Below are 22,768 nucleotides of genomic sequence, written 5' to 3' on the forward strand. Positions count from 1 at the left end.
TTCCCATGCAGTCGCGCGAGACAACGAGCGCGCGGCGGCGTTTCACCATCTGCGCCGGACTTGCGATCCGGAGTTGGCGCTTTAGCGCATACTCCGGTCCCATGCAAAGCATTTTCCGGTGGCACAGGAGTCAACGCATGACCGACGGTCATCAAACGAACGCGCGCGCCGAACACGGCGCGTACCTGGGCGAACGCCCCCAAAATGGCCTCAAATTCGAACTGCTCGGCACCGACGGCCTCGCGCGCCGCGGCCGCGTCACGCTGAACCACGGCGTCGTGGAAACGCCGATCTTCATGCCCGTGGGCACCTACGGAACCGTCAAGGCCACGCAGCCGCGCGAGCTCGAAGAGATGCACGCGCAGATCATCCTCGGCAACACCTTCCACCTCTGGCTGCGCCCGGGCCTGGAGACGATCGAGGCACACGGCGGCCTGCACCGCTTCATGGGCTGGAACCGGCCCATCCTCACCGATTCGGGCGGCTTCCAGGTGTTCTCGCTCGGCGACCTTCGCAAGATCTCGGAAGACGGCGTGCGCTTCGCCTCGCCCGTGAACGGCGACAAGCTGTTTCTCTCGCCCGAAGTGTCGATGCAGATCCAGAAGGTGCTGAATTCGGACATCGTCATGCAGTTCGACGAATGCACGCCCTATGCGACGAACGGCGTGCCGACCACGCACCAGGAAGCCGCCGACTCCATGCGCATGTCGATGCGCTGGGCCAGGCGCTCGATCGACGAATTCAACCGTCTTGGCAATCCGAACGCGCTGTTCGGCATCGTCCAGGGCGGCATGTTCGAGGACCTGCGCGACGAATCGCTCGCGGGCCTCTCGCAGATGCCGTTCCACGGCTACGCGATCGGCGGTCTTTCGGTGGGCGAGCCGAAGGAAGACATGATGCGCGTGCTCGAACACATCGCGCCGAAGCTGCCCGTCGACAAGCCGCACTACCTGATGGGCGTGGGCACGCCGGAGGACCTGGTGGCGGGCGTGGCCTCGGGCGTGGACATGTTCGACTGCGTGATGCCCACGCGCAACGCGCGCAACGGCTGGATCTTCACGCGCTTTGGCGACGTCAAGATCCGCAATGCCGTGCACCGCAATTCGCTGCGCCCGCTCGACGAGCAGTGCGGCTGCTACACCTGCCGCAACTTCACGCGCGGCTACCTGCACCACCTGCATCGCGTTGGCGAGATTCTCGGCGCGCAGCTCAACACGATCCACAATCTGCACTACTACCTCGAACTGATGGGCGAGATTCGCAAGGCGATCGAGACGAAGTCTTTTGCCGCGTTCCGCCAGCGCTTCCACGAGAACCGCGCGCGCGGGGTGGACTGACCGCGCGGCGCCCGCCCGAGCGGGCCGCGCAAGACGCGCCGTTTGGAAGTTGTCTGATGGCGGCGGCCGTCGGCGCAGGTTAAGCTCGGCCAGACTTTACAATCCACTTTCCGAAACGGCGGCCCGGAGCGTCGAATGGGGCCACAACGGGGCCACACCGGGGACCGCAACGGCCCCGAAGAACCATTCGAAATCCAGCGCGAAATGCCCGGGAAATGCGTGCAAGTTCCTTTCAAGTCTCATTAACAGCTTGATCGGAAAGCACATTTCGCGTCGCCGTCACGACTTGCGCCGGTGGTAGAATAACCGGCTCGATTTTTGATCGTACCGATCGTATAAACGGAGAGACCAACGTGTCGTTTATTTCCAATGCCTTCGCACAAGGCTCCGCAGCAGGTGGCGCGGAATCCAGCCTGATGAGCTTCCTGCCGCTGATCCTGATGTTCGCCGTGCTGTACTTCATCATGATCCGCCCGCAGATGAAGCGCCAGAAGGAACACCGCAACATGCTCGCGGCCATGGCCAAGGGCGACGAAGTCATCATCAGCGGCGGCATCGTCGGCAAGGTGACGAAGGTCGGCGAAGCGTATGTCGGCGTCGAAGTGTCGGACGGCACCGAAGTCACCGTGCAGAAGTCGTCGGTGTCGACGATCCTGCCGAAGGGCACGATCAAGTCGCTGTAAGCCCTCGCACGCGAACATGACCGGCCGCCGCACTCTGTCAGGCGGCCCCACGCGTCCGGCACCGCGCCGCAGAAGCGGCCCCGCCGGACGCGCCCGCATCGCGAAGGCCCTTCCCCTCCCCCGTTGGGTCAACCAATGAACCGTTATCCCCTCTGGAAATATGTCGTGATGGTCGTGGCGCTTGCCATCGGCCTCGTGTACACATTGCCCAATTTCTTCGGCGAAGCGCCCGCGGTCCAGGTGTCGAGCGGCAAGGCCACGGTCAAGCTCGACAGCGACACGCTCGCGCAGATCGAAGCCGCGCTCGCCGCGAACAACATCAAGGCCGACGACGTCACGTTCGACAACTCGACGATGAACGCGAACATCCGCGTGCGCGTCGCAAACGGAGACACGCAGCTGCGCCTGAAAGACGCGCTCACGAAGGCGCTCAATCCCGACCCGACCGATCCGCTTTACGTCGTCGCCCTGAACCTGCAGAGCGCCTCGCCGCACTGGCTGACGGCGCTGCACGCGCTGCCGATGTACCTCGGCCTCGATCTGCGCGGCGGCGTGCACTTCCTGCTCCAGGTCGACATGAACGGCGCGCTGAACAAGAAGCTCGACTCCGACGCTTCCGACGCCCGCACGCTCCTGCGCGACAAGTACATTCGCGACGGCGGCGTGAACCGCGTCGACCAGTCGGTCGTGATCGACTTCGCCGATCCGTCGGTGGCCGCCGACGCGCAGAAGGCACTCGCCACCGGCGTGAGCGAACTCCAGTGGGCCACGCAAAACGCGCCGGAAGGCGGCGTGCAGCTCGTGGGCACGTTCTCGCCGGCCATGAAGAAGGCGGTTCAGGACGCGGCCCTCAAGCAGAATATCCAGACGCTGCACAACCGCGTGAACGAACTCGGCGTGTCCGAGCCCGTGATCCAGCAGCAAGGCGACGACCGCATCGTGGTCGAACTGCCGGGCGTGCAGGACACCGCGAAGGCGAAGGACATCATCGGCCGCACGGCCACGCTCGAAGCGCGCCTCGCCGACCCGCTCGGCCTGCATCCGGACCCGGGTGCGCCGGTGCCGCCGGGCGACGAGCTGTTCACGCAGGGCAACCAGGCGCCCGTGTGGCTCAAGAAGCAGGTGATCTTCACCGGCGACCGCATCATCGACGCGTCGGCCGGCTTCGACGAGCATAACCGCCCGTCGGTCAACCTCCGCCTCGACTCGGCGGGCGGCCGCGCCGTGGCCAGCGTCTCGCGCGACAACATCGGCAAGCCGATGGCGATGGTGCTGTTCGAGAAGGGCAAGGGCGAGGTGCTGACGGTCGCGACGATCCAGTCGGAACTGGGCGACCGCTTCCAGATCACCGGTCAGCCCACGCCGCAGGCCGCCGCCGACCTCGCGCTGCTGCTGCGCGCAGGCTCGCTCGCCGCGCCGATGGACATCATCGAGGAACGCTCGGTCGGCCCGAGCCTGGGCGCCGAGAACATCCAGAAGGGCTTCGACTCGGTGCTCTACGGCTTCGCCGCGATCGCCGTGTTCATGATCGCCTACTACATGCTGTTCGGCCTGATTTCCATGATCGGCCTTTCGGTGAACCTGCTGCTGCTGATCGCCGTGCTCTCGATGCTGCAGGCCACGCTCACGCTGCCCGGCATCGCGGCTATCGCGCTCGCGCTCGGTATGGCGATCGACGCCAACGTGCTGATCAACGAGCGCGTGCGCGAGGAACTGCGCAACGGCGCGCCGCCGCAGCTTGCGATCCAGAACGGCTACGCGCACGCCTGGGCCACCATTCTCGACTCGAACGTGACCACGCTCATCGCCGGTCTCGCGCTGCTCGCGTTCGGTTCGGGCCCGGTCCGCGGCTTCGCGATGGTGCACTGTATCGGCATCCTCACCTCGATGTTCTCGGCCGTGTTCTTCTCGCGCGGCCTCGTGAACCTCTGGTACGGCGGCAAGAAGAAGCTCAAGTCGCTGGCCGTGGGCCAGGTGTGGCGTCCAGCGCCGGAAATGGCGGGCGCCCCGGCGCTCAGCCAGGGCGACATGGGCACCGACACGGGCCGCGCCATCACGGCGGCCAGCGGCACGGCGAGGCCGCGTGAAATGGAAAAAAGCGCGGCGAAGGCCAGCAAGGGCGCCGCGCGCGCCAAGCCGGTCGTGCGCCGCAGAAACGGATCGAGCGGACCGGGCAACCCCGGTTCGTCCCGCTGATACGGAGGACAGGAATCATGGAATTTTTCCGCATCCGCAAAGACATCCCGTTCATGAAGCGCGCGTTGATTTTCAACGCGATCTCGTTCATCACCTTCATCGCGGCCGTGTTCTTCCTCGTGCACCGCGGTCTGCATCTGTCGATCGAGTTCACGGGCGGCACGGTCATCGAAGTGCGGTATCCGCAGGCGCTCGACCTCCAGCCGGTGCGCGACTCGCTCGGGAAGATCGGCTACGGCGACGCCCAGGTGCAGAACTTCGGCACCTCGCGCGACGTGCTGATCCGCCTGCCGCTCAAGCAGGGGCTCTCCTCGGCCCAGCAGAGCGACCAGGTGATGGCCACGCTCAAGGCCGACAGCCCGCAAGTCCAGCTGCAGCGCGTCGAGTTCGTGGGCCCGCAGGTGGGCAAGGAACTCGCCACCGACGGGCTGCTTGCGCTCGCCTGCGTGGTGGTGGGCATCGTCATCTACCTGTCGTTCCGCTTCGAGTGGAAGTACGCCGTGGCCGGCGTGATCGCGAACCTGCATGACGTCGTGATCATTCTCGGCTTCTTCGCGTTCTTCCAGTGGGAGTTCTCGCTTTCCGTGCTCGCGGCGGTGCTCGCGGTGCTCGGCTATTCGGTGAACGAATCGGTCGTGATCTTCGACCGGATTCGCGAGACCTTCCGGCGCGAGCGCAAGATGACCGTGGTGGAGGTGATCAACCACGCCATCACGAGCACGATGTCGCGAACCATCATCACCCACGGCTGTACGGAAATGATGGTGCTGTCGATGTTCTTCCTCGGTGGTCCGACGCTGCACTACTTCGCGCTCGCGCTGACAGTGGGCATCCTGTTCGGCATCTACTCGTCGGTGTTCGTCGCGGCGGCGCTCGCCATGTGGCTCGGCGTGAAGCGCGAAGACCTCTTGAAGGACAAGAAGGAAAAGTACGATCCGAACGATCCGAACGCCGGGGCGCAGGTCTGAACCTGTTCCCCGCTTCCCGCGAAGGTTCGCAAGCGCAGCATGTGAAAAGCCGGTTCTCACGCGAACCGGCTTTTTTTTCGCCCCAGCCCCGGCGTCGCCTTCCGATGAGGACAGCGCCCGTTACTGCTTGATGCCCTCGGCCTGGATGTGCAGCTTCGTCGCCATCTTGAATCCGTATTGCTTGCCGAAGTCCACGCCATAATCGTCGCGGTTGAATTCGGCCTCGGCTTCCACGCCGCACACCTCGCGCTTGAGCATGGGATGCTGCATGCACTTGAACGACTCGATCTCGAGCTTGAGCGGCCGGGTCACGCCGTGCAGCGTGAACGTGCCGATCACCTCTTTCGGCGTGTCGCCGTCGAAAACGATCTGCGTGCCCTTGTAGGTCGCCGTGGGGTATTTCGCGGCATCGAGGAATTCCGGCCCGGCGACGTGCTTGTCCAGCTCCGGATTGCCGGTCTGCACCGAGGCCGGATCGATCGTGACGTCCACGGTACCGGTCTTCGCGGCGCGGTCCAGCGTGACCGTGCCCGTGGTCTTCGTGAACTTGCCGCGCCAGACCGAGAGTCCGCCGAAATGGTCGGCCTCGAAGCTCGGGTAGGTGTGGTTCGGATCGAGCTGATAGGTGTCGGCGGCCATGGCCGGGGCGGCCAGCGACACCGCGCATACGGCAACAGCCCCTACGGTCACGCGTAGCATCGTATTCACAAATGTCTCCTTGACGGCTGGGTAAAGATCAAGCGCTCCGCCGCGCCACCAGGAGCCTGGTCAGCGAGCGGCGCAAACTGGATGCAAGAAGGTCACAAGATACCGCAGCGCCGGCCCGCGTTTGGTAACATGGCGCACAGCCGTCGTGTTTCCCCGGTCGCACGCGGCAGCGTTGCCCGTCCCCGTTCACGTCGTTTTGCGTCATCTGCCCGTATGGCCCAGGACTCACTGATCGCGTGTCACGAATGCGACGCGCTCTACCGCAAGCCCCAACTGCTCGGCCGGCAAACCGCCCGCTGCTCGCGCTGTGGCGCGCTCCTCTACAACAGCGGGGCGGCGCAGCTCGACCGCATCTGCGCGATGACGCTCGCCGCGCTCATCACGTTCGTCATCGCCCAATCGTTTCCTATCATCGAGCTCGATGCGAACGGCATTGTGTCGGAATCGAGCCTGTTCGGCGCACTGATCGTCCTGTGGGGCGAGGACATGCAGATCATCGCGGTCATGGTGTTCTGCGCCACGATCCTTTTTCCGCTCACCGAACTCGTCGCCCTGCTCTACGTGCTGCTGCCTATCCGGCGCGGTTTCATTCCACCGGGGTTCAACCGGGTCCTGCGCGCGATCGAGTTCGTGCGCCCCTGGGGCATGCTCGAAGTATTCATGCTCGGAGTCCTGATTACGATCGTGAAGATGGTGAGTCTCGCGCGCGTGATTCCCGAAACGGCGCTTTTCGCGTTCGGTGCGCTGACGCTCATGTTCACCGTCGTCGTGACCTTCGACGCCCGAACGCTCTGGGACATCGCCGACGCGCTGCGCGAGCGGAGCCGGCACGCCGGCACACGGACCGGCAGGGGGCAGAAGGCGCGCGCGCCGGCGCCCGGCGACGGTGTGGGCCATGCGGCCGCGCCGCCCGGCCCAGGCCAGCTCGCCGATCCCGACATCCACGATCCGTCCGCGCCCAAGCCGCGCGCCAATCCGAAGCCTTCGGGCTCGTCTCCACACTAAGGGGTCCGCAATGAAATATGTGACCGCTACGGAGGCCGGCTTAGTCTCTTGCCACTCCTGCGGGCACGTGCAGCCGCACGTGCGTTCGGCCGCGCACCCGCGCTGCGCGCGCTGCAACGCACGGCTGCACGAGCGCCATCCGGACAGTCTCTCGCGCACCTGGGCGCTGCTCATCGCCGCGGCGGTGCTCTACATCCCGGCCAACCTGCTGCCGGTCATGCACACGGCCTCCCTCGTCGGCGACGAGGACGACACGATCATGAGCGGCATCGTGTACTTCTGGACCTCGGGCTCGTGGCCGCTCGCGGTGATCGTGTTCATCGCCAGCATACTCGTGCCGATGCTGAAGCTCTTCGTCCTCGCCCTGCTCGCCTTCACGGCAGGGCGCCGTTCGACCTGGCGCCCCGTCGAGCGCTCGAAGCTCTACCGGATCGTCGAGTTCATCGGCCGCTGGTCGATGCTGGACATCTTCGTGGTCACGCTGACGGTTGCGCTGGTACGCTTCCAGTCGCTGGCCGTGATCACGGCGCGCCCCGGTGCGATCGCATTCGGCTCGGTCGTGATCCTGACCATGCTGGCGTCGATGCAGTTCGACCCGCGTCTGATCTGGGACCCCGTGGACGACGATAAACAGAAGCCAACGCAATACTCTCAGGATCGCCCCCATGAATAACCCGAAAGGACCGAACCCGCCTTCCGCGGGCGGCCCGCTCCCGCCCGAGCTGCCCGAGCCCGAGATCGTCAAGCCGAAGCGCTGGCTGCCCTCGCTCGTCTGGATCGTGCCGCTCGTCGCCGCGCTGATCGGCGTCGCGCTCGTGGTGAAATCCGTGGCCACGCGCGGTCCCACCATTACGGTCAGCTTCGCGAGCGCCGAAGGCCTCGAGCCCGGCAAGACCAAGGTGAAGTACAAGGACGTCGACATCGGTTCCGTGCGCGCCGTCAAGCTCGCGCCGAACCTCTCGCACGTGCTGGCCACCATCGAGCTGACCAAGGACGCCGAAGCGTTCGCCGTGAAAGACAGCCGCTTCTGGGTGGTGCGCCCGCGCATTGGCGCAAGCGGCGTGTCGGGACTCTCCACGCTGCTTTCGGGCTCCTATATCGGCGCCGACGCGGGGCGCTCGAAGGAGACGGCCAGCGACTTCGTCGGGCTCGAAGCGCCGCCTGCCGTCACGATCGACGAGAAAGGCCACCGCTACACGCTGCACAGCGACACGCTCGGCTCGCTCGACATCGGTACGCCCATCTTCTTCCGGCGCATCCAGGTGGGCCAGGTGACGGGCTACTCGCTCGATCAGGACGGCACGGGCGTCACCGTGCAGGTGTTCGTCAGCGCGCCGTACGACCAGTACGTCGGCACCAACACGCGCTGGTGGCACGCGAGCGGCGTGAACGTGCAGCTCGATTCCAGCGGCATCAAGGTGGACACGCAGTCGCTCGCGACCATCGTGGTGGGCGGGCTGGCGTTCCAGGCGCCGCCGGGTAAGGCGATGGGCCCGCAAGCCCCCGAAAACGCCACCTTCACCCTCGCCGACAACGAATCCGATGCCATGCGCGAGCCCGACGGCACGCCGGTACGCGTCGTCATGTACTTCAACCAGTCGCTGCGCGGCCTTTCGGTGGGCGCGGCAGTGGACTTCCGCGGCATCGTGCTGGGCCAGGTCACCGATATCGGCATCGAATACGACCCGAAGGAGCACAATTTCGCGATGCCGGTCACGATCGACCTGTATCCGATGCGCCTCTCGCGTCGCATACATGGCGATAGCCCGGCGCCGCATACGCCCGAGGGCCGCGAGCTGCTCACGCGTCTCGTGCAGCGCGGACTGCGCGGCCAGTTGCGCACGGGCAATCTGCTCACGGGTCAGCTTTACGTGGCGCTCGACATCTTCCCGAAGGCCCCGCCCGCCACGGCGAATGTCGACCGCGACCCGATCGAGCTGCCCACCATCCCGAACTCGCTCGAAGAACTGCAGCTGCAGGTGGCCGACATTGCGAAGAAGCTCGACAAGATTCCGTTCGACCAGATCGGCACGAATCTGAACGACTCGCTCAAGAGCGCGAACCAGCTCTTTGCCCAGGTCAACAACGAGATCCTGCCGCAGATGCGCGGCACGCTCGACGAAGCCCAGAAGACCTTCGCCGCCGCCCAGTCGACCCTGCAGCAGGATTCGCCGCTGCAATCGGACGTGCATGAGGCGATGCAGCAGTTGACACGCACGCTGCAGTCGCTCAACGCGCTGTCCGATTATCTGGAACGCCACCCCGAATCGCTCTTGCGCGGCAAATCAGGAGATAACCCATGACGGTCGACCGGCTTCTCAAGCGCGCCGCCGCGGCTGGCGACCCCGCCGGCCAACCCGCCGGCCACCCCGCGCGCGCCGTGCCTGGCGCTCGCCGGGCCGCACTGGCGCTCGCCGCTACGGCAGCCATGCTGGCCGGCTGCGCGTCGCCTCCCAGCCAGTTCTACACGCTGAGCCCGACCGGCGATGCCGCGCGCACCACGCCAGCCGCCAATCCGGCCTGGCTGATCGAGCTCCCGCCGATCGACGTGCCGCCGCAAGTGGCCAAGGCACAGCTCGTCGTGCAGACGAGCGACAGTCAGGTCAAGGTGCTCGAAGAACGGCGCTGGTCGTCGATGCCCGGCGACGAGATCCGCCGTGCGCTGTCAGGCGACCTCACGCAGCAGCTCGGCACCATCGACGTGTACGGCTCGCCGTACCCCGCCGGCGCGCCCGTGTACCGCGTGAGCGTGAGGGTACAGCGCTTCGAGTCGTGGCCCGACTCGCATGCGCTCATCGACGCCGTCTGGAGCGTGCGCTCGCTCGCCACGCAAACGGTCATGACCTGCCGCAGCGTGTTCGACGAACCGGTTGGTACCGGCTACGACGCGCTCGTTGCCGGGCACCGGCGCGCGGTCGAGGCGCTTTCGACGGCGATTTCGAGCGGCGTGCGGGCGGTCGCGGCCGCGCCGCGGCCTGTCGCGTCAGCGGGCGGCGGCAAAAAGTCCGACTATCGTCCCACGCCGGCGACCGGCATTCCGTGCCCGTCCGCAGCAACGGACGCCGGCGCCGGCTGACCCTCTGCGCCAGGCCCCGCGCGGCGCCGCCCTGCGCCCGCCGTGCGGGGCCGGCGCACCAGTTCATCCTCCATGTTCCGCACGTTCAAGACCCTCTGGAAAAAATGGCGCGCCTCGCGCAGCGCCGGCCATCAACTCGACGCGCTGCTCGCGGTCGCCGACGCCGACGCCGACGCCCCCTACGCGGAGCGCAGCGACTGGCTGATCGAGCTCGCGCACTGGATCCACCGCGGCGGCAAGCTCGACGCCATGGCGAGCGCCGCGGACGCCGCCGACGCCGCGCCCGGCACGCCGCACCGCGCTCCGCCGGAGCACGCGCGCGTGCGCTACCTGCTGCACGTGCTCGACCGCAATCCGGCGTGGAAAGCGAACGTCGGCGCGATGGTGCGCGAGCTGCTGCGCGAGACCGACAGCATTTCGCTCCTGTGCGACGCCGGCATGCCGGTACATTCGGGTCTGGTCGGTTCGCTCCTGGAGCGCATCCAGGCGCAGCTGATTCCACCCGCGCCGAATCGCCGCGACCTCGCGGCGCTCGTCGCGCTGATGTTTCCGGCCGCGCACGATCCCGAATGGATCGCCACGCTGCCGCTCGATCTGCTGAGCCGCCTGCAGACGCTGATCGCCGAGCCGCAAGAGCAGGCTGCGGAAGAATCGCTCGCCGCCGCCGGCGAGACCCGTATCGCAGCGCCTGCGGACGGCGCGCCGGACTCGACTGCCAGCGCAGGATCAGACCTGCGCCCGAGCGATTTTTCCGTGGGTCTGCTAACGGCGCTCCATAACCTCACCTGTCAGATCAGCTCGACCGGACTTTCACCGACAGTGCGCAGCCGCCTGTCGGACGACGACGCCCGCGTAGCCGTCGAACGTCTGCCGTTCTTCCGCCTTACGCGCGCGATGCTCGCCGTCGAGAACGCGCGCGACGCGGGCGAGCCCGGCCGGCTGCTGCAGGAAGTGACGTGGCTGCGCGTTCTGCTGGATGGCTGCCGCGAGGCCACCGACGACGTCTTCGCCCACCTCTACCGCAACGGCGTGCGCGTCGATACGGTGTTCCAGGTCGAGCGCATGCGCATGCGGGTGCAGCGCGCGGAGCGGCTGCTCGATGCGTGGATGGCTTCCGACGATCTGCGCGTGCAGGCACGCCTCATCGCGGACCTCGTGAAGGCGAACCAGGCAAGCCAGAGCGTGGCGCACCTGCTGCGCAGCAACTTCGCGCTGCTCTCGCGCAAGGTAGTCGAGCTCTCCGCCGACACCGGCGAGCACTACATCGCCCGCGACCGTGCCGAATACCTGACGATGCTACGCATGGCCGCCGGCGGCGGGCTCGTGACGGCGGTGACGGTGTACGTGAAGTTCGGCATCACGGGCGCGCATCTGCCTTCGATGATCGAGGGCGTGTTCGCGGGGCTCAACTACGCGGTGAGCTTCCTCGTCATGCACTTCTGCCACTTCTCGCTCGCCACCAAGCAGCCCGCCATGACGGCCCCGACGCTCGCCCGCGAACTCGACGGCGCCGACGAGCCGGCCGGGCGGACGCGCTTCGTCTCGTCGGTGGTGGCGCTGATCCGCACCCAGGCGGCGGCCGTGCTCGGCAACGTGCTGCTCGTGTTCCCCGCCTGCCTCGCGATCCAGCTCGTGTGCGGGTGGCTGTTCCACGCCAACCTGATCTCCCCGGCAAAGGCGCACGCGACGCTCCAGTCGTTCTCGCTCGTCGGCCCGACACCGTTTTACGCGGCGCTGACCGGCGTGCTGCTGTGGGCGTCGAGCGTGTTCTCCGGCTGGGCCGACAACTGGTTCGTCCTGCATCGCGTGGAAGACGCGCTCGCCTGGAACCGGCGCCTGCGCATGACGCTCGGCACCACGGGTGCCGCGCGTTTCGCGCATTTTTGCCGCGTCAACGTGGCGGGCGTGTGGGGCAATGTCGTCCTCGGGCTCATGCTCGGGATTGTGCCGGCGGTCGTCTCGGCGATGGCGTTCCATTTCGAGGTGCGGCACGTGACGCTTTCGGCGGGGTCGATCGGCGTCGCGATGGGCGTGCTCGGCACCGCCACGCTCAAGTCCGGCGAGCTCTGGTGGGCCGTCGCGGGCGTGGCCAGCATGGCGGTGCTGAACGTGACAGTCAGCTTCGCATTTGCGCTGCAGATGGCGCTGCGTTCGCGCGACCTCGGACGCAAGGACGTGCGCCCGATCATGCGCGCGATCTGGCGGCGTATCACGCGACATCCGGCCGATCTGGTGTGGCCGATGCGCGCGTCGCAGAACACGGACGAAGCCGGGGGGCATTCAAGCAGGTAGTGAAGCGGCCACCGGGACGGGCCACCCTCGCAACCCGCGTACAATAGCGCCTTCCCCGCAGCGTCCCTTCCCCTCATGTCTTTCGAATTCTTTGCTCCCTGCCCGCGCGGCCTCGAAGCCGCGCTCGCCGCCGAACTGGCCGAAACCGCCACGCGGCGCCTGCCGCCCGGCGCGCTCACGGTGGGCGCCGAGGTGCCCGGCGGCGTGCATTTCCGCGGCAACTGGGCCGGCGGCATGGCCGCGAACCTGCACTCGCGCATCGCAAGCCGCGTGCTCCTGAAGATCGACCAGGGCCCGTACCGCAGCGAGCAGGATATCTACACGCTCGCCGCCGGACAGCGCTGGGAGCAGTGGTTCACGGCGAACGACACGCTGCGCGTCGACATCACGGCGATCAAGTCGCCGCTGCGCAGCCTCGAATTCGCGACGCTGCGCGTGAAGGACGCGATTTGCGACCGCATGCGCGCGAAGGCCGGCGCGCGTCCGAGCATCGACACCGCGTATCCCGACGTGCGCGTCTTCGCGTTCCTCACGGCCGGCGAGTGCACGCTCTATCTGGACACCTCGGGCGAGCCGCTCTTCAAGCGCGGCTGGCGCCTCGACAAGGGTGCGGCGCCGCTGCGCGAGAATCTCGCCGCCGGCATCCTGCGCCTGACCGGCTGGACGCCCGGCACGCCGCTCTATGACCCGATGTGCGGCAGCGGCACCTTCCTCGCCGAAGCGGCGCAGGTGGCGCTCGACATCGCGCCCGGACTCGAACGCAGCTTCGGCTTCGAGCGTCTCAAGCAGTTCGATTCGGCCGCCTGGCGCCACCTGAAGAGCGAGGCGAACACCGCACGCAACACGGCGCAAAGCCGCCCGCGCGAGCTGGAAATTTACGGCAGCGACATTTCGGACGTGATGCTGGAGAAAGCGCGCGCCAACTTCGCGCGCGCCGGGCTCGGCAGCGTGCCGCTCAAGCAGATCGACGCGCGCAACATGACGCCGCCCGCCGACGCGCCCGGCATTCTCGTGGCGAACCCGCCATACGGCGAGCGGATCGAAGTGCGCGGCCGCAACGCGCGGGGCGAGGCGCGGCCGACCGCGCGCTCGATGCGCGACGACCGGGACGACGACGGTGGCGAAGGTTTCCGCCGTGCCGAGACCGATGCGCCCGACAGCGAGTTCTTCCAGGCGCTGGGCGACGCGCTCAAGCAGCGCTTCACGGGCTGGCGCGCCTTCGTGCTGACTTCGGACCGCAAGCTGCCGGGGCAACTGCGACTGCGCGAATCCGCGAAGACGCCACTCTTCAACGGCGCGCTCGAATGCCGGCTGTTCCGCTTCGACCTGATCGCGGGCAGCGTGCGCCAGCGGCCCGCGAACGGCGGTGCGCAGACGAACGACAACGCCTGAGCGAACGGTAGCGCCCGCGTGCTATGAACGGGCCCCACGGGGTGCCCGGCGCAGCATGCGGAAAATTTTCGCACTCCAGAAATAACCCCTGCCTCCCGGATCGTCGCCGATCGCTGCTGACAGTACGTTGTCAGCAGCAGCCAGGCACACTTCCCTTACGCCATCCGGCGATTCCGCACTGCCCACCGTCAGTAGTCCGCATCCGAGGAGCGCATCATGTCGACCGAAGCATCCCGTGTCATCTCGTGGTTTGAAATTCCCGCGCACGATCTGGAGCGCGCCGCCCGCTTCTATGAAACGGCGCTCGATACGTCGCTGCAGCGCGAAGTGTTCGGCGGCGTGCCGGTGGCGCTGTTCGCGCACAACGAGGCCGAAACCGGCGGCTGCATCGTCTTCAATCCGCAGGACTTGAAGCCGGATTCGAAAGGCGTGCTCGTGTACCTGAACGCACAGCCTTCCGTGACGGCCGTGCTCGACCGCGTCGAGAAGGCCGGCGGCAAGAAGCAGGGCCCGGCGCTCGAGTTGCCGAACAACTATGGGTACATCGGCTTCTTCCTCGATACCGAAGGCAACCGCGTAGGGCTGCACGCGGCAAAGCTCGCCTGAGGCACGAGTCACGCGGGAGGCGCAGCCGGCTTGCGAACGAACGGCCTCGCTCCCGCCCGCCTTTGCGGGCATTGCCCACGGCCGCCGGCCCTCACGCGAGCAGCGCTATCATCGCGGCAGCGGCCGCTCCCAGCCAGACGGCCGCCCTCTCGCCGATACTTCGTTGCCCCCCAACGCGCTTTTGCCTATGTCACGTCGCGCAGACCGCCTCTTTCGCATTGCCGAGCTGTTGCGCGGCCGGCGCCTCACCACGGCACAGCAGCTTGCCGAATGGCTGGAGGTGTCGCCGCGCACGGTCTATCGGGATGTGCGCGACCTGCAACTGTCTGGCGTGCCGATCGAGGGTGAGGCGGGTATCGGCTACCGGCTCGCGCGCAGTGCGAGCCTGCCCCCGCTCTCCTTCACCGCCGACGAGCTCACGGCGCTCGCGGTGGGCGCCCGTATGGCCGAATCGTGGGGCGGTGCCGCGCTCGCGGGCGGGGCGCGCAGTTCGCTCGCCAAGATCGCGGCCGCCATGCCCGCGGACAAGCGGGTGGTTCTGGAGCGCCTCGCCGTGTTCGTGCCGTCGTTTCACGTCGACCGGGCGTTCTCCGAGAAAGTGGACGCGCTGCATCGCGCCGTCGATACGCGGCTCGTCGTGCGCTTCGCCTACTGCGACCGGCTCGGCGCCCATACGGAGCGGCGCGTGTGGCCGCTCGGGCTCGTCTATTGGGGCGCGCGCTGGACGGTGGGTGCGTGGTGTGAACTGCGCGAAGACTTCCGCAACTTCGACATCGCGCGCATGGACAAGGTCGAGGTGCTCGAATCGTTCCCCGATGTCAGCGGCCGCCGGCTCGCCGACTATATGCGCCGTGTGAAGGCGCCCTCACGCTAGTCGCGGCACACGGCGGCTCGCTCATCGATACGCCTCGCTCAGCGCAAAAAAAGCGCGCATCGCTGCGCGCCTTGCATGGCTTGTCCAGATGGACACGCGGCCGTCACTCCACCGCTTTCACCATATCCTCGATCACCTTCTTCGCGTCGCCGAACACCATCATCGTCTTGTCCATGTAGAAGAGTTCGTTGTCGAGCCCCGCGTACCCCGCCGCCATCGACCGCTTGTTCACGATGACTGTGCGCGCCTTGTACGCCTCGATGATCGGCATGCCCGCAATCGGCGACTTCGGATCGTTCTTCGCCGCCGGATTCACCACGTCGTTCGCGCCCAGCACCAGCACCACGTCGGTCTGGCCGAACTCGTTGTTGATGTCCTCCATCTCGAACACCATGTCGTAGGGCACCTCGGCTTCCGCCAGCAACACGTTCATGTGGCCCGGCATGCGGCCCGCCACCGGGTGGATCGCGTAACGCACGTCCACGCCTTTTTCGACGAGCTTGTCCGTGAGTTCCTTGAGCGCATGCTGCGCGCGCGCCACCGCGAGGCCATAGCCCGGCACGATCACGACGCTCTCCGCATTGCCGAGCATGAACGACGCATCCTCGGCCGAGCCCGACTTCACCGGGCGCTGCTCCTGCGCGCCGCCCGCCGCCGCCCCGCCCGCTTCGGCGCCGAAACCGCCCAGCAGCACGTTGAAGAACGAGCGGTTCATCGCGTGGCACATGATGTACGAGAGAATCGCCCCCGACGAGCCCACGAGCGACCCGGCAATGATCAGCATCGCGTTGTTCAGCGAGAAGCCGATGCCGGCCGCGGCCCACCCCGAGTACGAGTTCAGCATCGAGACCACGACGGGCATGTCCGCGCCGCCGATCGGAATGATGATGAGCACCCCGAGCGCGAACGCGATCAACGTCATGATGATGAACGGCAGCCACGATTGCGTCAGGAAGAACAGGATCCCGAAGCCGATCATGCCCAGCGCGAGCATCAGGTTGATGAGATGCTGGCCCGCGTAGACCACCGGCGCGCCCTGGAACAGGCGGAACTTGTACTTCCCCGAGAGTTTGCCGAATGCGATCACCGACCCGCTGAACGTAATCGCGCCCACGAACGTGCCGATGAAGAGCTCGATGCGGTTGCCGTACGGCAGGAAGCCCGCATAAGGCGCATCCTCGGCCACGAGCCCGAACGCGGCCGGTTCGGAGACCACCGCATAGGCGATGCACACGGCCGCGAGACCGATCAGCGAGTGCATGGCCGCGACGAGCTCTGGCATCTTCGTCATCTCGACGCGCGCGGCGACATAGGCGCCCACCCCGCCGCCGACCACGAGCGCGGCAAAGAGCAGCGCGAGACCCAGGCTCAGATTCGAGCCGAATTGCGCGGACTCCTTCACGATCATCGCGATCGTGGTGAGAATCGCGATGGCCATGCCGGTCATGCCGAACACATTGCCGGCGCGCGCGCTCTTCGGGTTCGAGAGCCCCTTGAGCGCCTGGATGAAGCAGACCGACGCCACCAGATAAAGCAGCGTAACGACGTTCATGCTCACGAAGTTCAGCCCCATCATGCGCCCTCCTTGCTGCCGGAGGCCGGGAGCTTCTTCGGCTCTTTTTTGCGGAACATCTCGAGCATGCGCCTTGTCACGAGGAAGCCCCCGAACACGTTGACGGACGCAAGCAGCACGGCAAACGTGCCGAAGAACTTGCCCGCGCCGCCCACGGTCAGGCCCGTGGCCAGCATCGCGCCGACGATCACGATCGCCGAAATCGCATTGGTCACGGCCATGAGCGGCGTATGCAGCGCGGGCGTGACGTTCCAGACCACGTGATAGCCCACGTACACGGCCAGCACGAAGATGATCAGGTTGATGACGGTATGATTGATGACTTCCATTGATTCGTTCTCCTTCTCGTCATGCCTTCTTCGTCACGGCCCCGTCGCGGGCCAGCAGCGTGGCCGCGACGATGTCGTCCGCGAGGTCGATGTTGAGCGTGCCTTCCTTCGTGAGAATCAGCTTCAGGAAGTCGAGCAGGTTGCGCGCGTAGAGCGACGAAGCGTCGGCGGCGACCATCGAAGCGAGGTTCGTGTAGCCGCAGATCTGCACGCCGTGCTGCGCGACCACCTGGTCGGCGACGGTGAGCGGGCAGTTGCCGCCGCGCCGCCCGCTCGCCGGATCGGCCACCGGGCCGCGCCCTGCCGCGAGATCGATCACCACCGAGCCCGGTTTCATCGCCTGCACGGTTTCGGCGGGCAAGAGCGTGGGCGCATCGCGGCCCGGGATCAGCGCGGTGGAGATCACGATGTCGGCCTGCTTCGCGCGTTCGTGGACCAGCGCCGACTGGCGCGCGAGCCACGACGGCGGCATGGGCCGCGCATAGCCGCCCACCCCCTGCGCCGCTTCGCGCTCCTCATCGGTTTCGTAGGGCACGTCGAGAAACTTCGCGCCCAGCGACTCGATCTGCTCCTTGACCGCGGGCCGCACGTCCGAGGCCTCGATCACGGCCCCCAGGCGCCGCGCCGTGGCAATCGCCTGCAGGCCCGCCACGCCCGCGCCGAGAATCAGCACGCGCGCGGCCTTCACGGTGCCGGCGGCGGTCATGAGCATGGGCATGAAACGCGGATAGAGGTTCGACGCCACCAGCACCGCCTTGTAGCCGGCGATGTTGGCTTGCGACGACAGCACGTCGAGACTCTGCGCGCGCGTGGTACGTGGCGCAGCTTCGAGCGCGAACGCAGTCAGTCCCGCCTCGGCAAGCTTTTGTGCGTTTTCCGCATTAAAGGGATCGAGCATGCCGACGAGCACGGCGCCGCGTTTCATGAACGGCAGCTCGCTGACGGTGGGTGATTGAACCTTGAGCACGAGGTCGGCGCCGAACGCGGCGGCGGCATCGGCGATCTGCGCGCCAACCCCGCTGTAGGCTTCGTCGGGAAAGCTTGCGCCGGCGCCCGCTCCGCTCTGCACGGTGACGGTGTGGCCCTGGGCGACGTACTTCTTGATTGTCTCCGGCGTCGCGGCCACGCGGCTTTCGTTTGCCCGCGTCTCTGCGGGTACTCCGATATGCATCGTTGAATCCTCCTCGACCTTCCAGCTATGTAAAGATTCGGGGGGCCGACGAGGTGCGCCGGCAAGTATTCTTTTTTCATGCAACGGCATAAGGACGCACCACTTTAACCGAAAGCCGGGGGCGGATCGATCCCAGAAAACCGGGGGTTGTGCGCCATCGCGAGCTGTGGCGAGCCCCCGCGGATAAACCGACCGGACGGTAATCCCGCCTGCCCGGCCACGCCCGCCGCCAGCAGCGCGAGGCGTGTCCCGGTAAAATGGCGGACCATGAACGAGGACACCTGGGCCCCGCACGTCACCGTGGCGGCCATCATCGAGCGTGACGGGCGCTTCCTGCTCGTCGAGGAGCGCACGCCGGCCGGCCTGCGCCTGAACCAGCCCGCAGGACATCTGGAGGCGGGCGAAACGCTCGCCGAAGCCGTGATGCGCGAAACGCTGGAAGAAAGCGCGTATGCGTTCACGCCCGAAGCGCTGGTCGGCGTCTACATGACGCATTTCGGCAAGCCGGGCGAAAGCGGCGCGACCTATCTGCGCTTCACGTATTGCGGCACGGTCGGCGTTGCGCCCGAAGACCGCGCGCTCGATCCCGATATCGTCCGCACGGTATGGATGAGCGCCGAGGAACTGCGCGCCGTGCCCGAGCGTCACCGCACGCCGCTCGTGATGCAGTGTGTCGACGATTACCTCGCGGGCGTGCGCGTACCGGTCGATTTCGTGCACGTGCATGCGGTGGGCCCCAAAACGGGACCCAAAACGGGACCCAAAGCAGACCCCAAGCCCGGTCCTCAAGGTTGAAGGCAGCAAGAGAGATGAGCAAACGCAAGATCGTGGTAGGCATGTCGGGCGGCGTCGATTCGTCGGTCACCGCATGGCTGCTCAAGGAGCAGGGGTTCGACGTCGTCGGTCTCTTCATGAAGAACTGGGAAGACGACGACGACGGCGAGTACTGCTCGACGCGCCAGGACTGGATCGACGTGGTGTCGGTGGCGGACCTGATCGGCATCGACGTCGAAGCCGTGAACTTCGCCGCCGAGTACAAGGATCGCGTGTTCGCCGAATTCCTGCGCGAATACTCGGCCGGCCGCACGCCGAACCCCGACGTGCTCTGCAACGCCGAGATCAAGTTCAAGGCGTTCCTTGACCACGCCATGTCGCTCGGCGCGGAAACGATCGCCACGGGCCACTATGCGCGCGTGCGCCAGAACGAAAGCAATGGGCGTTTCGAACTGCTGAAGGCCTTCGACCACACGAAAGATCAGTCGTACTTCCTGCATCGCCTGAACCAGGCCCAGCTCTCGAAGACGATGTTCCCGCTCGGCGAGATCCCGAAGACGAAGGTGCGTGAGATCGCCGAACAGATCGGACTGCCGAACGCGAAAAAGAAGGACTCCACCGGCATCTGTTTCATCGGCGAACGGCCGTTCCGCGACTTCCTGAACCGTTACCTACCCACGCAGCCGGGCCCGATGATGACGCCCGACGGCAAGGTGGCGGGCGAGCATATCGGCCTCGCGTTCTACACGTTCGGGCAGCGCAAAGGCATAGGCCTTGGCGGCAGCAAGGACGGCAGCGGCGATCCGTGGTTCGTGGCGGGCAAGGACATGGCGTCGAACACGCTGTACGTCGTGCAGGGCCACGATCATCCGTGGCTGCTCGCGCACGATCTGCGCGCCGGCAACGTGAGCTGGGTGGCGGGAGAACCGCCGGCCCCAGGCCATGCGTGCGGCGCGAAAACGCGCTACCGCCAGGCCGACGCGCGCTGCACCTTCGGTGGAGCCGGCGAAGGCCTGTTCTCGCTGCACTTCCCCGACGCGCAGTGGGCCGTGACGCCCGGCCAGTCGGCCGTGCTTTACGATGGCGACGTGTGCCTGGGCGGCGGGATCATTGAAGCGGTCGAGACGCTCGAGCCCCACGTCCCGGCCGTACCGCCGCCCGCGCCGGTGCGGGCGAAGCGAACCCGGCGCGCCCAGTCGCATACGCAAGGCACACCGGGCAAGCAACCCGCGCCGCTCGACGCCGCGGCAAGCAAGGCGTAAGCCTCTTCCCGGCACCGCACATTTTCCTGCCGGCTTCACGGCCAGTTTCACAAACTTGCGGCATCATTTGCGCCATCCGCGCCGACAGACGGCGCGGGAGCGGCGCATCGCCCGTCCACGCGGGCAAGACGCGCGCATCAGGTCAAGACACTGGAGCCCCTCATGTTTTCCCGACGTTATCTCGCGATGTGGATCGCCGTGCTCGTGGCGGTAGTCTGCGTCGCCGCTGCGGCGCTGCATCATCTGTCCTGGCTGTGCGCCATCGTACCCGTGCTGTTCGTCCTGCTCGGCCTCTACGACCTGACGCAAGAGCGCCACGCCATCCTGCGCAACTATCCGATCTGGGGCCATCTGCGCTTCTTCTTCGAGTTCGTGCGGCCCGAGATCCGCCAGTACTTCGTGGAAGACGACACCGACGAAAAGCCGTTCTCGCTCGCGCAACGCAGCCTCGTGTACCAGCGCGCCAAGAACGCCGTCGACAGCCGCCCCTACGGCACCGAACTCGACGTGAAGGCCGTTGGCCACGAGTGGATCAGCCACTCGCTCGCGCCGACGAAGATCCCGAACTGCGACTTCCGCGTGCTCGTGGGCGCGAGCCGCGCGCAGCCCTACTCGATATCGATCTTCAACGTCTCGGCGATGAGCTTCGGCTCGCTCTCCGCGAACGCGATCCGCGCGCTGAACCTCGGCGCGAAGAAAGGCGGCTTCGCGCACGACACGGGCGAAGGCTCGCTTTCGAAGTATCACCGCGAGAACGGCGGCGACATCATCTGGGAAATCGCCTCGGGCTACTTCGGCTGCCGCAACGACGACGGCACCTTCAGCGCCGAAAAATTCCAGCGCCTCGCGGGCGAACCGCAGGTGAAGATGATCGAGGTGAAGCTCTCGCAGGGCGCGAAGCCCGGTCACGGCGGCATGCTGCTGGCCGCGAAGGTCACGCCCGAGATCGCCGAAACGCGCGGCATTCCGATCGGCCAGGACTGCATCTCGCCGGCCCGCCATTCGGAGTTCTCGACGCCGCGCGGCCTGCTCGAATTCGTCGAGCGCCTGCGCACGCTCTCGGGCGGCAAGCCCACGGGCTTCAAGCTGTGCATCGGGCATCCGTGGGAATTCTTCGGCATCGCCAAGGCGATGCTCGAAACGGGCATCCTGCCGGACTTCATCGTGGTGGACGGCGCCGAGGGCGGCACGGGCGCGGCGCCCCTCGAATTCACCGACCATATCGGCACGCCGCTGCAGGAAGGGCTGCTGCTCGTGCACAACACGCTCGTCGGCATTGGCCTGCGCGACAAGATCAGGATCGGCGCGAGCGGCAAGATCATCACGGCGTTCGATATCGCGAAGACGCTCGCGATCGGCGCGGACTGGGTCAACTCGGCGCGCGGCTTCATGTTCGCGGTGGGCTGCATCCAGGCGCAGAAGTGCCACTCGGACCGCTGCCCGACCGGCGTGGCGACCCAGGACCCGGTGCGCCAGAAGGCGTTGAACGTGCCCGACAAGGGCGAGCGCGTGTTCAACTTCCACCACAACACGCTGCACGCGCTGCAGGAAATCCTTCAGGCGGCCGGTCTCGAGGGTCCGCAGGACCTGCGCGCGCACCATATCGTGCGACGCATTTCCTCATACGAGGTCAAGCTGATGTCGGACCTGCTCAAGTACCTGAAGCCGGGCGATCTGCTCGAAGGCCGCTACCGTTATCAGTTGTACGAGAAGTGGTGGCCGGTCGCGCAAAGCGACTCGTTCGCGCCGGAGGCGGAAAAGATCGTCTGACCGGCTCGCACGCGCGATGCTCGATGGGCGGCGGCAGACTGGCGCGCCGCAGCACATCGCACGGCGTCGCAGCGAAAGACAGTGCAGAACGGCGGCCCGGTGCCGCCGTTTTTGTTCCGGGCGTCAGCCCTGCGGAAAGGTATCCACGAACGACGGCCGCTGCGAGAGCTTCTCGAAATGGCGCGCGAGGTTCGGATGCGGATCGCGCCAGTTCAGATCGGGCGAGCGGAAGTCGAGATAGCCGAGCGCACAGCCCACCGCAATATCGGCCAGCGTGTAGCGGTTGCCCGCGCACCAGGTGTTGCCCGCAAGGCCCTTGGCCAGCGCGTTCAGGCCCGCGTCGACCTTGCGCCGCTGACGCTCGATCCAGGCTTCGCTGCGCTGCTCGGGCGTGCGCAGCGTGCCTTCGAGGCGGATCGCCACGAGGGCGTCGAGAACGCCGTCGGCAAGCGCCTCCCAGCAGCGCACCTCCACGCGTTCGCGCCCCGACGGCGGAATCAGCTTGCCCACCGGCGACAACGTATCGACGTATTCGCAGATCACGCGCGAGTCGAACACCGCCTCGCCGTCGTCCATCACGAGACACGGCACCTTGCCGAGCGGGGTGTAGTCGTGGATCGCGGTTTCCTCGCCCCACACGTTTTCGAGCACCAGCTTGTAGTCGATTTTCTTCTCGGCGAGCACGATCCGCGCCTTGCGGACATACGGGCTGCCAAGCGAACCGATAAGTTTCATCGCACCTGCCTTTTCTG

General features: G+C 66.6%; 20 protein-coding genes. 15 read left to right on the forward strand and 5 right to left on the reverse strand.

Going from position 1 to position 22,768, the window contains the following annotated elements; genetic code table 11:
* Positions 1–137 precede the first annotated feature (137 nt).
* The 4 genes from tgt to secF all read left to right on the forward strand — a co-directional run bounded on the left by tgt (position 138) and on the right by secF (position 5,184).
* Positions 138–1,337 carry a tRNA guanosine(34) transglycosylase Tgt gene (gene tgt / locus WJ542_RS00840; protein ID WP_411187006.1) on the forward strand — a complete coding sequence of 400 codons (1,200 nt, stop codon included), beginning with the start codon at positions 138–140 and terminating at the stop codon, positions 1,335–1,337.
* Positions 1,338–1,690: 353 nt separating this feature from the next.
* Positions 1,691–2,020, forward strand: coding sequence for a preprotein translocase subunit YajC (gene yajC, locus WJ542_RS00845; protein ID WP_027795805.1), 330 nt, complete (start codon positions 1,691–1,693; stop codon positions 2,018–2,020).
* A 135-nt stretch (positions 2,021–2,155) separates the two neighbouring features.
* A complete protein-coding gene (gene secD / locus WJ542_RS00850; protein WP_411187008.1) occupies positions 2,156–4,216 on the forward strand; it encodes a protein translocase subunit SecD in 2,061 nt (686 codons plus the stop codon).
* Between the two features lie 17 nt (positions 4,217–4,233).
* Positions 4,234–5,184, forward strand: a complete 951-nt coding sequence (gene secF / locus WJ542_RS00855) for a protein translocase subunit SecF (protein ID WP_411187010.1) — start codon at positions 4,234–4,236, stop codon at positions 5,182–5,184.
* Positions 5,185–5,304: 120 nt separating this feature from the next.
* Here secF and WJ542_RS00860 read toward each other — a convergent pair whose 3' ends face one another.
* Positions 5,305–5,883: a YceI family protein gene (locus WJ542_RS00860; protein WP_411190441.1), complete on the reverse strand. Its 579-nt coding sequence runs from the start codon at positions 5,881–5,883 to the stop codon at positions 5,305–5,307.
* 222 nt (positions 5,884–6,105) lie between these two features.
* Between WJ542_RS00860 and WJ542_RS00865 the strand changes: the two genes are divergently transcribed.
* The 8 genes from WJ542_RS00865 (at position 6,106) to WJ542_RS00900 (ending at position 15,137) form a co-directional block, all read left to right on the forward strand.
* Positions 6,106–6,897, forward strand: a complete 792-nt coding sequence (locus WJ542_RS00865) for a paraquat-inducible protein A (protein ID WP_411187011.1) — start codon at positions 6,106–6,108, stop codon at positions 6,895–6,897.
* A 10-nt stretch (positions 6,898–6,907) separates the two neighbouring features.
* Positions 6,908–7,570 (forward strand): paraquat-inducible protein A, encoded by a 663-nt coding sequence (locus tag WJ542_RS00870; RefSeq protein ID WP_411187012.1) that lies wholly within the window; start codon positions 6,908–6,910, stop codon positions 7,568–7,570.
* Entirely contained in the window at positions 7,563–9,200 is a 1,638-nt protein-coding gene (locus tag WJ542_RS00875; protein ID WP_411187014.1) for a PqiB family protein, read from the forward strand. Before WJ542_RS00870 ends, WJ542_RS00875 begins: the two co-directional genes overlap by 8 nt.
* Positions 9,201–9,325: 125 nt before the next feature.
* Positions 9,326–9,973 (forward strand): PqiC family protein, encoded by a 648-nt coding sequence (locus WJ542_RS00880; RefSeq protein WP_411190442.1) that lies wholly within the window; start codon positions 9,326–9,328, stop codon positions 9,971–9,973.
* A gap of 72 nt (positions 9,974–10,045) precedes the next feature.
* Positions 10,046–12,265: a site-specific recombinase gene (locus WJ542_RS00885; RefSeq protein ID WP_411187016.1), complete on the forward strand. Its 2,220-nt coding sequence runs from the start codon at positions 10,046–10,048 to the stop codon at positions 12,263–12,265.
* 75 nt (positions 12,266–12,340) lie between these two features.
* Positions 12,341–13,657, forward strand: a complete 1,317-nt coding sequence (locus WJ542_RS00890; RefSeq protein WP_411187017.1) for a THUMP domain-containing class I SAM-dependent RNA methyltransferase — start codon at positions 12,341–12,343, stop codon at positions 13,655–13,657.
* Between the two features lie 216 nt (positions 13,658–13,873).
* Positions 13,874–14,263, forward strand: coding sequence for a VOC family protein (locus tag WJ542_RS00895; protein WP_411187018.1), 390 nt, complete (start codon positions 13,874–13,876; stop codon positions 14,261–14,263).
* A gap of 187 nt (positions 14,264–14,450) precedes the next feature.
* Positions 14,451–15,137 (forward strand): helix-turn-helix transcriptional regulator, encoded by a 687-nt coding sequence (locus tag WJ542_RS00900; protein WP_411187019.1) that lies wholly within the window; start codon positions 14,451–14,453, stop codon positions 15,135–15,137.
* A 103-nt stretch (positions 15,138–15,240) separates the two neighbouring features.
* On the opposite strand, the gene WJ542_RS00905 is transcribed toward WJ542_RS00900, so the two are convergent.
* From WJ542_RS00905 to WJ542_RS00915, 3 genes are read right to left on the reverse strand one after another with little or no spacing between them, the layout of a single operon-like run.
* Positions 15,241–16,695, reverse strand: coding sequence for an NAD(P)(+) transhydrogenase (Re/Si-specific) subunit beta (locus tag WJ542_RS00905; protein ID WP_411190443.1), 1,455 nt, complete (start codon positions 16,693–16,695; stop codon positions 15,241–15,243).
* Positions 16,696–16,709: 14 nt separating this feature from the next.
* Positions 16,710–17,039 carry an NAD(P) transhydrogenase subunit alpha part 2 gene (locus WJ542_RS00910; protein WP_411187020.1) on the reverse strand — a complete coding sequence of 110 codons (330 nt, stop codon included), beginning with the start codon at positions 17,037–17,039 and terminating at the stop codon, positions 16,710–16,712.
* Positions 17,040–17,058: 19 nt separating this feature from the next.
* Positions 17,059–18,210: a Re/Si-specific NAD(P)(+) transhydrogenase subunit alpha gene (locus WJ542_RS00915; RefSeq protein ID WP_411187022.1), complete on the reverse strand. Its 1,152-nt coding sequence runs from the start codon at positions 18,208–18,210 to the stop codon at positions 17,059–17,061.
* A 267-nt stretch (positions 18,211–18,477) separates the two neighbouring features.
* On the opposite strand from WJ542_RS00915, the gene WJ542_RS00920 reads away from it, so the two are divergent.
* From WJ542_RS00920 to WJ542_RS00930, 3 genes are all read left to right on the forward strand, one after another.
* Positions 18,478–19,005: an NUDIX hydrolase gene (locus WJ542_RS00920; RefSeq protein ID WP_411187024.1), complete on the forward strand. Its 528-nt coding sequence runs from the start codon at positions 18,478–18,480 to the stop codon at positions 19,003–19,005.
* 14 nt (positions 19,006–19,019) lie between these two features.
* Positions 19,020–20,246 carry a tRNA 2-thiouridine(34) synthase MnmA gene (gene mnmA, locus WJ542_RS00925; protein ID WP_411187026.1) on the forward strand — a complete coding sequence of 409 codons (1,227 nt, stop codon included), beginning with the start codon at positions 19,020–19,022 and terminating at the stop codon, positions 20,244–20,246.
* A gap of 162 nt (positions 20,247–20,408) precedes the next feature.
* Complete coding sequence (locus WJ542_RS00930; RefSeq protein WP_411187028.1) at positions 20,409–22,016, forward strand: FMN-binding glutamate synthase family protein; 1,608 nt, start codon at positions 20,409–20,411, stop codon at positions 22,014–22,016.
* Between the two features lie 123 nt (positions 22,017–22,139).
* Here WJ542_RS00930 and WJ542_RS00935 read toward each other — a convergent pair whose 3' ends face one another.
* Positions 22,140–22,751: a glutathione S-transferase C-terminal domain-containing protein gene (locus WJ542_RS00935; RefSeq protein WP_411187029.1), complete on the reverse strand. Its 612-nt coding sequence runs from the start codon at positions 22,749–22,751 to the stop codon at positions 22,140–22,142.
* Between the last annotated feature and the right edge of the window lie 17 nt (positions 22,752–22,768).

It is taken from the genome of Paraburkholderia yinzeri (assembly GCF_046581065.1).
Taxonomy (GTDB): domain Bacteria; phylum Pseudomonadota; class Gammaproteobacteria; order Burkholderiales; family Burkholderiaceae; genus Paraburkholderia.